The 12,019-nt window shown below is 63.7% G+C and carries 10 protein-coding genes and 2 tRNA genes; 8 read left to right on the top strand and 4 right to left on the bottom strand.

Features of this window, described 5'->3' with window-relative positions:
* Positions 1 to 19: 19 nt before the first annotated feature.
* Positions 20 to 93 (bottom strand) — tRNA-Gly (locus ACZY1F_RS09870).
* A 146-nt stretch (positions 94 to 239) separates the two neighbouring features.
* Between ACZY1F_RS09870 and ACZY1F_RS09865 the strand changes: the two genes are divergently transcribed.
* From ACZY1F_RS09865 to ACZY1F_RS09840, 6 genes are all read left to right on the top strand, one after another.
* Positions 240 to 314: transfer RNA gene (locus ACZY1F_RS09865), tRNA-Pro, on the top strand.
* Positions 315 to 400: 86 nt separating this feature from the next.
* Positions 401 to 1,792, top strand: a complete 1,392-nt coding sequence (gene tig, locus ACZY1F_RS09860) for a trigger factor (RefSeq protein WP_463941527.1) — start codon at positions 401 to 403, stop codon at positions 1,790 to 1,792.
* Positions 1,793 to 2,016: 224 nt separating this feature from the next.
* A complete protein-coding gene (locus ACZY1F_RS09855; protein WP_463916244.1) occupies positions 2,017 to 2,640 on the top strand; it encodes an ATP-dependent Clp protease proteolytic subunit in 624 nt (207 codons plus the stop codon).
* 36 nt (positions 2,641 to 2,676) lie between these two features.
* Positions 2,677 to 3,336: an ATP-dependent Clp protease proteolytic subunit gene (locus ACZY1F_RS09850; RefSeq protein ID WP_185260774.1), complete on the top strand. Its 660-nt coding sequence runs from the start codon at positions 2,677 to 2,679 to the stop codon at positions 3,334 to 3,336.
* Between the two features lie 180 nt (positions 3,337 to 3,516).
* The gene (gene clpX / locus ACZY1F_RS09845) at positions 3,517 to 4,797 is read left to right on the top strand and encodes an ATP-dependent Clp protease ATP-binding subunit ClpX (protein WP_185260773.1); all 1,281 of its coding nucleotides are present in this window, start codon (positions 3,517 to 3,519) and stop codon (positions 4,795 to 4,797) included.
* Between the two features lie 69 nt (positions 4,798 to 4,866).
* Positions 4,867 to 5,481: a mycothiol-dependent nitroreductase Rv2466c family protein gene (locus ACZY1F_RS09840; RefSeq protein WP_463941526.1), complete on the top strand. Its 615-nt coding sequence runs from the start codon at positions 4,867 to 4,869 to the stop codon at positions 5,479 to 5,481.
* Positions 5,482 to 5,866: 385 nt separating this feature from the next.
* On the opposite strand, the gene valS is transcribed toward ACZY1F_RS09840, so the two are convergent.
* The gene (gene valS, locus ACZY1F_RS09835) at positions 5,867 to 8,485 is read right to left on the bottom strand and encodes a valine--tRNA ligase (RefSeq protein WP_463941525.1); all 2,619 of its coding nucleotides are present in this window, start codon (positions 8,483 to 8,485) and stop codon (positions 5,867 to 5,869) included.
* Positions 8,486 to 8,537: 52 nt separating this feature from the next.
* Here valS and ACZY1F_RS09830 point away from each other — a divergent pair, with 52 nt between their 5' ends.
* Together ACZY1F_RS09830 and ACZY1F_RS09825 are read left to right on the top strand one after the other, a co-directional pair.
* The gene (locus ACZY1F_RS09830) at positions 8,538 to 8,765 is read left to right on the top strand and encodes a DUF488 domain-containing protein (protein ID WP_463941524.1); all 228 of its coding nucleotides are present in this window, start codon (positions 8,538 to 8,540) and stop codon (positions 8,763 to 8,765) included.
* A 9-nt stretch (positions 8,766 to 8,774) separates the two neighbouring features.
* Entirely contained in the window at positions 8,775 to 9,587 is an 813-nt protein-coding gene (locus tag ACZY1F_RS09825; RefSeq protein WP_463941523.1) for an SDR family oxidoreductase, read from the top strand.
* Here ACZY1F_RS09825 and ACZY1F_RS09820 read toward each other — a convergent pair.
* Both ACZY1F_RS09820 and ACZY1F_RS09815 read right to left on the bottom strand, forming a co-directional pair.
* Positions 9,584 to 10,594, bottom strand: a complete 1,011-nt coding sequence (locus tag ACZY1F_RS09820) for an endonuclease/exonuclease/phosphatase family protein (protein ID WP_463941522.1) — start codon at positions 10,592 to 10,594, stop codon at positions 9,584 to 9,586. The two genes, ACZY1F_RS09825 and ACZY1F_RS09820, sit on opposite strands and share 4 nt — an antisense overlap.
* A gap of 51 nt (positions 10,595 to 10,645) precedes the next feature.
* Positions 10,646 to 11,698: an endonuclease/exonuclease/phosphatase family protein gene (locus ACZY1F_RS09815; RefSeq protein ID WP_463941521.1), complete on the bottom strand. Its 1,053-nt coding sequence runs from the start codon at positions 11,696 to 11,698 to the stop codon at positions 10,646 to 10,648.
* Positions 11,699 to 12,019 lie beyond the last annotated feature (321 nt).

Here is a 12,019-nt window from a genome sequence, read left to right as displayed (position 1 = left end):
CGAGGGGCCCTGCATTATGTGGAGGGGACGACGGGAATCGAACCCGCATCATCAGTTTGGAAGACTGAGGCTTTACCACTAAGCTACGTCCCCGGAAAAACACCTCAGCTACTGAATCAGGCTGTACTGCGTTTCTTCGGGCTGGCTGTTGAAGCCGGATACAACTAAACCTAATTCATGGCCCACGTGTCAAATGTGCAAAGAACGCCCGGATGAACGTAGACTTGCCTGTGCACTTACGGGGTGTAGCTCAGCTTGGCTAGAGCACCTGCTTTGGGAGCAGGAAGTCGCAGGTTCAAATCCTGTCACCCCGACTCTGCGGCTCGGGCCGTGCATACGGTCCGAGCAAGAAAACTGCGTTTGCAGAAACCCATCCCACAAACCCAGGAGTACTTAGACCGTGAAGAGCGCTGTCGAGAACCTCACCCCCACGCGGGTCAAGCTCAATGTTGAGGTCCCTTTTGAGGAATTGAAGCCCAGCATCGACGAGGCATACAAGACTGTTGCTTCGCAGATCCAGGTCCCTGGCTTCCGTAAGGGCAAGGTCCCGTCCAAGCTGATCGATCAGCGCGTTGGCCGCGGCTACGTGCTGGAGACGGCCATCAACGAAGGCCTCAACGGCTGGTACCAGGCTGCAGTCCAGGAATCCGGCATCCGGCCCCTGAGCCGTCCCGAGGTTGAAATCACCGAAGTTCCGGACCCCAGCTCCACGGACGGGGAACTGAAGTTCCACGCCGAGGTTGATATCCGTCCCGAGATCGAACTCCCGGACTACGCCGGCATCAAGGTCGAGGTCGCCGCAGCGGAATCCTCCGACGAAGACGTTGACAAGGCCCTGGATGAACTGCGCGGCCGCTTCGGCACGCTGAAGTCCGTGGACCGCCCGGCCGCCGATGGCGACTTCCTGACCATCGACATCACCGCCACCATTGACGGTGCCGACGTTGATTCCGCGTCCGGCCTGTCCTACCAGGTGGGCACCGAAACCATGCTCGAGGGCCTGGACGAGGCCGTCACCGGCCTCAGCGTTGACGAAGACGCCATCTTCGAAACCACCCTGGTGGGCGGTGACCACGCCGGCGAGTCCGCCCAGGTGAAGGTTGTTGTCAAGGCCGTCAAGGAGCGCGAGCTTCCGGAAGCCAACGACGACTTCGCCCAGCTGGCATCCGAGTTCGACACCCTGGCCGAACTCCGCGAGGACCTGGCCAAGCAGGCCGCCGACTCCAAGGTTGTTGAGCAGGGCGTAGAGGCCCGCGACAAGGTCCTGGATAAGCTCGTTGAACTCGTCCAGGTTCCGGTTCCGGACTCCGTGGTCGAAGAGCAGGTCGAAGCCCACTTCAAGGAGGGCAACGGCCACGGTGAAGGCGAGCACGACACCGAGGAGCACCGCGAAGAGGTCAAGGCCAACACCGCCCGCGCCTTCCAGAACGAAGTCATCCTCGACGCCATCGCCGAAAAGGAAGAAGTCAACGTCAGCCAGGCTGAGCTGATCGACTACATCGTCAGCGCCGCCAGCCAGTACGGCATGGACCCGAACCAGTTCGCCCAGATCATCGATCAGAGCGGCCAGGTTCCCATGATGGTTTCCGAGGTCCGCCGCCGGAAGGCCCTGGCCGTAGTCCTGGGCCAGGCCACGGTAACCGACACGGACGGCAAGTCTGTTGACCTCAGCGACTTCGTCCGCCCCGGCGGCGAAGACGAGGCTCCCGCCGTTGAGGCTGAGGCTGCTGATGACACAGCCGCCGAGACCGAGGCCACCCCGAGTGACGACCCGGCAGCAGTGAAGTTCTAGCACGCCCCTGGCAGTGCGACTGAAGGCAGCCCCCGGACCTGACGGTCCGGGGGCTGCCTTGGTTAACGGGCAGTTGCAGGGATCGTGCGCCGTCAGCGAACAGCGCGATTCCGGCGAACAAATCGGCCACTAAACCGGTTAGTGTCCAAGTAGTGAAGTTCAGTGATGTCACCGTCACCAGCGAGAGGTAAGTACACATGTCACAGCACGCAGAGGCCCCCCGGATGGCGACTGTAGATCCGGCCGGCCAGGACAACTACATCTACAACCGCCTCCTCAAAGAGCGCATCATCTGGCTGGGCTCCGAGGTGCGTGACGACAACGCCAACGCCATCTGCTCGCAGCTGCTGCTCCTGTCCGCCGAGAATCCGGAAAAGGACATCTACCTCTACATCAACTCTCCCGGCGGCTCCGTGACTGCAGGCATGGCCATCTATGACACCATGCAGTTCATCCCGAACGACGTCGTCACCGTCGCCACCGGCCTGGCAGCCTCCATGGGTCAGTTCCTGCTCTCCTCCGGCACTAAGGGCAAGCGCTACGCCACCCCCAACGCCCGCGTCCTGATGCACCAGCCCTCCGGCGGCATCGGCGGCACAGCCTCGGACATCAAGATCCAGGCCGAGCTCATCCTGCACATGAAGAAGGTCATGGCTGAACTGACCGCGGATCAGACCGGACAGTCGGTGGAAACCATCCTCAAGGACAACGACCGCGACAAGTGGTTCACCGCCACAGAAGCCCTCGAATACGGCTTCTTCGACAAGATCGCTGCCCACGCCGGCACCGTGGCCGGCGGCGGCGGAACCGCCAACGGCCCCTCCGGCGAGTCGGCATCCGAGAAGTAACCCGGCACTAGAACCTTTAGATCAGGAGCAACAAAAATGACTTACAACTTCGGATCGACTGCCGGTAACCTTCCGACCAGCCGCTACGTCCTTCCCCAGTTCGAAGAGCGCACGCCTTATGGCTTCAAGCGCCAGGACCCCTACACCAAACTGTTCGAGGACCGCATCATTTTCCTCGGCGTCCAGGTGGATGACGCCTCGGCCGATGACGTCATGGCCCAGCTGCTGGTCCTCGAGTCCACCGACCCGGACCGTGACATCACCCTGTACATCAACTCCCCGGGTGGCTCGTTCACCGCCATGACGGCGATCTACGACACCATGCAGTACATCCGGCCTGAAATCCAGACCGTCTGCCTCGGCCAGGCGGCCAGTGCCGCCGCGGTTCTGCTCGCTGCAGGCACCCCCGGCAAGCGTTTGGCACTGCCCAATGCCCGTGTCCTGATTCACCAGCCGGCACTGTCCGGCGGCCAGGGTGGCCAGGCTTCGGACCTCGAGATCCAGGCCGCGGAAGTTATGCGGATGCGCTCCTGGCTCGAGGACACCCTCGCACACCACTCCGGCCGCACCTCTGAGCAGGTCAACAACGACATCGAGCGCGACAAGATCCTGACCGCGGCCGACGCCCTGGAGTACGGCCTTATCGACCAGGTCCTTGATTCCCGCAAGATCAAGCCACAGGCAATTACCAGGTAGTACGGCTCTTCGGCGGCCGGTGCGGTCCCAGTTATTTGGGCCGCACCGGCCTTCGCTTTCCACCCTTGGGCGCAATTGTGACCTAGAGTGGAAGATGTCACGGCCGGTCCTCCCAGGCCCGCTACGATTCCAGCAACGGTGCACAGCTGCCTGGCAGCAAGATACTAAAGGGGTTCACATATGGCTCGGATTGGCGAGAGCACGGATCTGCTGAAGTGTTCTTTCTGCGGAAAGAGCCAGAAGCAGGTACGCAAGCTCATTGCCGGGCCCGGTGTCTACATCTGCGACGAATGCATTGAACTCTGCAACGAGATCATTGAAGAAGAACTCGCGGAAGTCGCCGATCTGGGCAGCTTTGAACTGCCCAAGCCCCGCGAGATCTTTGACTTCCTGCAGGAATACGTCATCGGCCAGGAACCTGCCAAACGTTCCCTCGCCGTCGCCGTCTACAACCACTACAAACGGATCCAGGCCGGCCACGCCCCTAAGAGCGGCAGCCTCGCCGAGGGCGGGCACCACGACGACGTCGAAATCGCCAAGTCCAACATCCTTCTGATCGGCCCGACCGGCTGCGGCAAAACCTATCTTGCCCAGACACTGGCGCGGCGCCTGAATGTTCCGTTTGCCGTTGCCGACGCCACCGCGCTCACCGAAGCCGGCTATGTGGGTGAGGACGTGGAGAACATTCTCCTCAAGCTCATTCAGTCAGCGGACTACGACGTCAAGAAGGCCGAACAGGGCATCATCTACATTGACGAAATCGACAAGATTTCGCGTAAGAGCGAGAACCCCTCCATCACCCGGGACGTCTCCGGTGAGGGCGTGCAGCAGGCCCTCCTGAAGATCCTCGAAGGAACCGTGGCCTCGGTTCCGCCGCAGGGCGGACGGAAACACCCTCACCAGGAATTCATCCAGATCGACACCACGAATGTGCTCTTCATCGTGGCGGGCGCCTTTGCCGGGCTGGAAGAGATCATCGGTTCGCGCTCCGGGCGCAAGGGCATCGGCTTCGGTGCCCCGCTCAACGACGCCAGCAACAAGGTGGACTCCTACGGCGAAGTGATGCCCGAGGACCTGCTGAAATTCGGCCTCATACCGGAATTCATCGGCCGCCTGCCCGTAATCACCACGGTCTCCAGCCTCGACCGTGACGCCCTCATCCAGATCCTCTCCACGCCGAAGAACGCGCTGGTCAAGCAGTACCAGAAGATGTTCCAGATTGACGGCGTGGAACTCGTCTTTGATGAGGACGCCCTCAACGCCATCGCCGACCAGGCCCTTGAGCGTGGCACCGGTGCCCGCGGCCTCCGCGCCATCATGGAGGAAGTGCTGCTCCCGGTCATGTTCGACCTCCCCAGCCGCGAGGACGTGGCCAGCGTGGTCATCACCGCTGACGTTGTCCTCAGCAAGGCTGAGCCCACCCTGATTCCGCACGTGACCAAGCGACGCAAGTCCGCCTGACGCGTCCGGCACCTCGCCAGCCCCTTCCACCGTCCATCCCCGCACGCCCAGGAACCCGAGGACTCACGCATGACTGAAACAACCATCAACCAGGCCGACTTCTGGTTCGATCCGCTCTGCCCCTTCGCCTGGATCACCTCACGCTGGATCGGCGAAGTTGAGGCCGTCCGCGACATTGAGACCGTGTGGCATGTGATGAGCCTGGCCGTCCTCAACGAGGGGCGCGAACTGGACGCCGGCTACCGCGAGCTCATGGACAAGGCCTGGGGCCCGGTCCGGGTCATCATCGCGGCCCAGGAGCAGCACGGCGACCACGTGGTGAAGCCGCTCTACGACGCCATGGGCACACTGATCCACCTTGGCGGAGAAAAGGACTACGGCGTTGTCATCAGCAAGGCACTGGCCGAGTGCGGACTCCCGGCCGGCCTGGCAGACGTTGCCACGACGGACGCCTTTGACACCCAGCTGAGGGCCAGCCACGAGGAAGGCATTTCGTTGGTGGGACAGGACGTTGGCACGCCGGTTGTTGCCTTCAACGGAACGGCCTTCTTTGGGCCGGTGCTGACCCGCATCCCGCGCGGCGAGCAGGCTGGCCAGTTGTGGGACGCCACCGTCACGCTGGCTTCCTACCCGCACTTCTTCGAGATTAAGCGCAGCCGCAGCGAACGCCCCGAATTCGACTGACGCCAGGCTGACGCAGACAGCAAAGAGCCCCGGACGAATTACTCTGATGTAGTTCGTCCGGGGCTCTTGCGCATCCAAACCGTCGGGACAACAATGGTTCTTACCCACTTCGAAAGAAGTGAGACGCAGGAACCAAAGATTCAGTGATATGTATCCGACGCAGCCATCGGCAAAGTCAGATACAAGCTACCAGTGACGAGGTAGGAAGACCTGAAGATCCAAGGATCCTGCCAGACCATCAAAGACGTCACGAGGATGGCCGAAAAGTCGAAGCCCCACCAACGGCAAAACGCTGATGGGGCTTCCCCTTTGCCCAAAAACAGCCGGCCCAAAAACGGCCGGCCCTAGAACAGGGCTGCTGCCCCGGAACGGGACCTAAATCCGGTCAGGCTTTGGGCTGTTCCTCCGGCGCGGCCAGCACCACGTCGCTGACGGTCAGTTCGCCGTCGCCCGCCACGAGGGTCAGCTCGCGGGCGTTCGAGGCGGCCTTCAAGTCGCCAAGTCCGGCCTTCAGCTGCGTGGTTAGGGATTCCGAGGCCGTGATGGTCGCGGAAAGAACTTCGGTCCGCTGCTTGACCTTGGCTTCGGACTTCGCCTTGCGGACACCGCTCAGGGCCGTGCCAACGGTGGCAAGCAGGGTGGTGTCGCCGTCCACATCCACTGCGGTGGGCCACTGGGCAACGTGTACGGAGCCGTTGCGCCACCAGCCCCAGACCTCTTCTGTGGCGAAGGGCAGGAACGGGGCGAACAGGCGGAGCAGTGTGTCCAAGCTGGTGGCAAGTGCTGCCAGGACGGAGGCCTGCTCAGCCTCGCCGGCGGCACCGTAGGCGCGGTCCTTGATGAGCTCCACGTAATCGTCCGTGAACTGCCAGAAGAAGCTCTCGGTGATCTGCAGGGCGCGGGCGTAGTCGTAGTTCTCGAACGCCTTGGTGGACTGACGCACCACCTCGGCCAGCTGGGCCAGCACCGCGCGGTCCAAGGGATTCGTGAGGACCGAAAGATCGGTGGAGACCACTGAATTCTCCGTGGCGCCCAGGTTCAGGACGAACTTTGACGCGTTCAGCAGCTTGATGGCCAGGCGGCGGCCGATCTTCATCTGCGCGATTTCGTAGGCTGTGTCCGCGCCGAGCTTGGCGGACGTGGCCCAGTATCGGACAGCGTCGGAGCCGAATTCTTCCAGCACATCGGTGGGAACCACCACGTTGCCCTTGGACTTGGACATCTTCTTACGGTCCGGATCCAGGATCCAGCCAGAGATGGCGGCGTGCTTCCACGGCGCGGCGTGCTGCAGCGCATCAGCCTGGACCACCGAGGAGAACAGCCAGGTACGGATGATGTCGTGGCCCTGGGGGCGCAGGTCAAACGGGAACACCTTCGCGAACAGGTCTTCGTCCCGGCTCCAGCCGCCCACAATCTGCGGCGTCAGCGAAGACGTGGCCCACGTATCCAGAATGTCGGCGTCACCGGCGAAGCCACCGGGAACACCGCGCTGGGCTTCGTCGTAACCCGGTGCGGCATCGGCCGCGGGGTCAACGGGCAGCTGTTCATCCTGAGGCACGATCGGAGCGTCGTACTGCGGGTTGCCTTCGGCATCCAGCGGGTACCAGACGGGGATGGGCACACCAAAGAAGCGTTGGCGGGAGACGAGCCAGTCGCCGTTCAGCCCCGAGATCCAGTTCTCGTAGCGGGACCGCATAAAGGCGGGGTGGAAGTCGATCTCGTGGCCGCGCGCGATCAGGCGTGCGCGGCGCTCTTCGTCGCGGCCGCCGTTGCGGTAGTACCACTGGCGTGAGGTGACAACTTCAAGGGGCTTGTCGCCCTTTTCGTAGAAGTTCACGGGGTGCATGATCTTCTTCGGTTCGCCGTCGATCAGATCTTCGGCGGCCAGGAGCTCCACCACGGCTTCCTTGGCGCTGAATACGGTCTTGCCTGCGATGGCTTCGTAGGCGGTGCGGCCTGCGTCGGTGGTGATCCAGTCCGGGGTTTCGCCGATGATCCGTCCGTCCCGGCCAACTATGGCGCGGGTGGGCAGCTGCAGTTCCCGCCACCAGGTGACGTCGGTGAGGTCACCGAAGGTGCACACCATGGCGATGCCGGAGCCTTTGTCCGCCTTGGCTAGCGCATGGGCCTTGACCTCAACCTCAACACCAAAGACCGGGGACGTGACCTTCTTGCCGAACAGCGGCTGGTACCGCTCGTCGTCGGGGTTTGCCACCAGCGCCGCACAGGCTGCCAGCAGTTCGGGACGCGTGGTCTCGACGTAGATCTTTTCGCCGTCTTCGGTGAAGAACGGGTAGCGGTAGTACGCCCCGGCGACTTCGCGGTCTTCGAGTTCCGCCTGGGCCACGGCCGTGCGGAAGGTGATGTCCCACAGGGTTGGCGCCTCGGCCATGTAGGCGTCGCCGGCTGCCAGGTTGGCCAGGAAGGCGCGCTGGGAGACTTCGCGGGAGGCATCGTCGATGGTCCTGTACGTCAGTTGCCAGTCCACGGAGAGGCCAAGCTGCTGGAACAGGCTTTCGAAGACCTTCTCGTCCTCCACAGCCAGCTCTTCACACAGTTCGATGAAGTTCCGGCGGGAAACGACGTCGAAATCTCGCTGGTTCTTGGCTGGCTCGGCCGGAGCGCGGTAGCCGGCGTCGTACGGGATGGCCGGATCGCAGCGCACGCCGTAGTAGTTCTGCACGCGGCGCTCGGTGGGCAGGCCGTTGTCATCCCAACCCATTGGGTAGAACACGTTCTTGCCGATCATGCGCTGGTAGCGGGCCAGCACGTCCGTCTGCGTAAATGAGAACATGTGCCCCACATGCAGGGAGCCGGACGCAGTGGGCGGGGGAGTGTCGATCGAGTAGACCTGCTCCCGGGTGGTGTCCGGGTTGAACTTGTAGGTCCCTTCGGCAAGCCAGCGCTGCGTGAGGGCAGCTTCGAGCCCCTCAAGGGCGGGCTTGTCCGGAACGTTGATAGGGGCGGTGGAGGGCGTGTCTGTACCCTGAGTGTCTTCAGCCATCTGGCAATTGTTTCATGGTCTGTAGATCCCGCGGCACGGAGCCTGCCATGGTATGCGGGAGATGGGCACAACCGCGGAAACTTTTGGGATTAGGCGCGTCTATGACGCACCGGGGGACGACGACGGCTGCCGGGTTCTGGTGGACAGGCTTTGGCCCCGCGGGGTCAGCAAAGTCGATGCCCGGGTGGACCTCCTTTACGGGGCGCGGGATCCTGAGGTGAACCACGGCGGGGTGTTACTCGAGTTCATAGTCAAGCGCCGGTGGCGGAGCTGCCGTTAGGGTGGTGCCATGACTGAGGATTCACGCAACGCGACAGCATCAGGCCAGGCTTCACCAAGCGATTCACTCCAGAACAGGGCGGCCGTTGTTACCGGCGCCAGCACCGGCATCGGCGAGGCCACCGTGCGGGCATTGCGGGCGGAAGGCTGGACTGTGTTCGCTGTGGCGCGCCGCGCCGAACGGCTGGCCGCGCTGGAAGCTGAAACAGGCGCCGTCGGGATTCCTGCTGACATCGCCGAGGACGACGACGTCGCCCGGCTGCTTGCCCGCGTCACTGAGGCGGGCGGTGTGGGGACGCTCATCAACATCGCCGGCGGGGCTCGCGGCGCTGACCTGGTGGGCGCTGCCAACACCGAGGACTGGGAATGGATGTTCCGGGTCAACGTCATCGGCACCATGAAGCTCACCCGGGCGTTCCTGCCGATGCTTCGCGCCAACGGCGAGGGAACTGTCCTGAACCTGACGTCGACCGCCGGACTCGTGGCCTACGAGGGCGGCGGCGGCTACAACGCCGCCAAGTTTGCCCAACACGCGGTGACCGGCGCCCTCCGGCTGGAAGAGGCGGAGCACAACATCCGCGTCATCGAGGTAGCCCCCGGACTGGTTCGCACCGACGAGTTCGCGCTCAACCGGCTGGGCGACAAGGGCGCTGCTGAGAAGATCTACCAAGGCGTGGAGAAGCCCCTGACTGCGGAAGACGTGGCAGACGTGGTGCGCTACGCCGTCAGCGCGCCGCACCACGTCAACCTGGACCAGATTGTAATCCGGCCGGTTGCCCAGGCCGCCACCCACAAGCTGATCCGGAAGGGGACGGTCGCTTAGCCTGCAGGGATGGCGAGCGTGGCCAGGACAGCCGCGTGGTCCGTGCCCGGCACCCGCTGGACCTGGTATCCGGTGCTCCCCACCTGCGGCGTGGTCACCAGGTGGTCGATGGCGATCCCGGGCAGCCGCGGGCCCTCCATCGGCCAGGTGGGCACCAGCCGGGATCCTGACGCCATCCCCACGTCAACCAGTTCCGCACCGTCGGGGGCCGCGGCAAGCAGCGCCCGGAACTCGGCGTGGTCATAGGTGGCGTTGAAGTCGCCGATCAACAGCCTGTTGCCGGGACGTTCCGCCAGCCGACCCACGGCCGCTAGGTCGCTGCGCCACTGGTCAACCCTGACATCAACCGGCGGCAGCGCATGGACGTTCGTGACTTCCAGGACAGCTGCAGATCCGCCGGTGGTGGCTGTAAGCCGCACGGTTGGCATCCGGAACGGCGTGTCCGGGAGGATGCCCACCAGTTCGAGGGGATAACTGGAGTACACCGCGCTGCCGGCACCGTCATCCGTGGGATCACTGATCCGGTGGGGCAGGAGCCTGTCCAGGCCCTCGGTGCTCAGCCGGTCCTCCAAGGCCTGTGAATGCTCCTGCACCGTCAGCAGGCCTACGCGGTTGTCCTTGACCAGTTGCACGATGCGGGCCGCGTCCGCCTCGCCGAACTCCGAGTTGATGTTCATCGCCGTTAGTTCCACCGTGGCTCCAGCGCTGACCGCGGCGCCAGCAGCGGCTGCAGGGCGCGCCGCATCGAACGGGAAGAGCCAGAAGATCTGGCACAGCAGAAGGGCTCCGGCGGACGCCTGTTGCCACCTGCTCCCTCCCATAATGGCCAGGATTGTGGCCAGCGCAGCGGGCACAGCCAGCCACGGGGTGAAGGACAGCAGCTGGACCGCGAGCACCGGCCAGTCGGCCGGAATCGCCCGGAACACGGACAGTACCAGGACAGGCAGGACAGCCAAGAACGCCAGCCAGCGGCAGGCAATGCTGAGAAAGCCGTGGGCAGAGGTCATGGTTCCGAGTCTAGGCACAGCCGTGCCTGTTTGGCGGGAGCTAGGCAGTTATCAGGGAACCGCGAGCTCTGCAACGACGGCGGAGTGGTCGGTGCCGGGAACAGTGATGGTCGCAAAGGCCCTGACCTCGATGTTGGGGGTTACGAGGACATGGTCCAGCGCTACGAACGGCGGGATGCTGGATTCGGACGGCCAAGTTGGTGCCAAGCCCTTTCCGGCCGCTTGGGCTGCATCCTTAAGCCCGGTGGCCAGAAGCTCCCGGAACTCGCGGTGGTCGTGGCCGGCATTGAAATCGCCCAGCAGGATGGCCGGCGAACCGGGCAGCGCCCGCTGGAGATCTCCCAGCTGCCGGAGTTCTTTCCGCCAAAACGGTGTATGCCCCGGCCGGGGCGAGTCTATGTGGACGGCCGTCACGTGGATGCCACCGGATGTCCCGGGAATGGCCGCCTCGGCCCTGCTTTGGTAAAAACTGCTTTCCGGTACCCGTGCGGAGGAGTCCAGCGGAAACCGGGAAAGGATTGCACTGCCTGTGCCTGCCCAGTCGACGTCCAGCGAACGGTACGGGAAGTGTGCGGCCAGCCCAGCAGCCTCGAGGGCTTCCAGCCCTGGCGGGGCAAGCTCCGGCAGGGCCAGGATGTCGATGTTCCTGGCGCGGGCCAGCGAAAGCAGCGCGACGGCATCAACTCCCATTGAGCCCACATTGAGGGCCATCACCGTCACCGTCCGGCCGGTGCCGGGGGAGTCAGCCGGCGCTGTAGCCTGAAGATCCGTCGTTGCTCCTCCGGCTGACATAACGCGCGGCGCGACCACCATCAGCTGCAGCAGCAGTACCGCTGTCACAAGTGCGGCGAGGATAGTCCGGGTGGGCCGGGGATCCAGGCACACGGCAACGATTGCTATCCCACATGCTGTCGCTGTGGGCAGCACGCTGGCGGGAAACAGGGACAGCAGCTGGATCCACGGAGTGCCAACGTCCCACGGGATCCAACGCAGGACTACCAGCGCAGTGCCCGGCAGGCACAGGATTGCCGCAGCAGCCCAGCAGAACCATGCGCTTACGCGCCGGAACCCTTTGTCCTGCCCGCGCATACCGGCCGTCTGCATATGGGTCATTATTCGGGGAAGGCACGCATCGTCCAATGACTTGGCGCCCGAAATCTGCCGCGAGTCCTCAACTTGGTCCCCAAATTGGTTCCGGCGCCGGGGTCGGGCGCGCGTGTGAGGGAATGGCGGTAGACGGGCAGGCGATAGTAGACTCAATATGGCTACGACCCGGCGATCACCGGTGAGCTTCCGGAAGAACGCACTGACCACCAGGGATCTGGCAGCCGGTGTTACTAGAACCGGACGGGTAAGCCCGTCACAGCAGTAATGAGCGGCCGGCGCAACATTAGCTCCCCACGGAGCGTGGTGGGGTGCCGGTAA

Source organism: Pseudarthrobacter xylosi (assembly GCF_055412765.1).
This window is presented reverse-complemented; position numbering and strand designations above follow the sequence as displayed.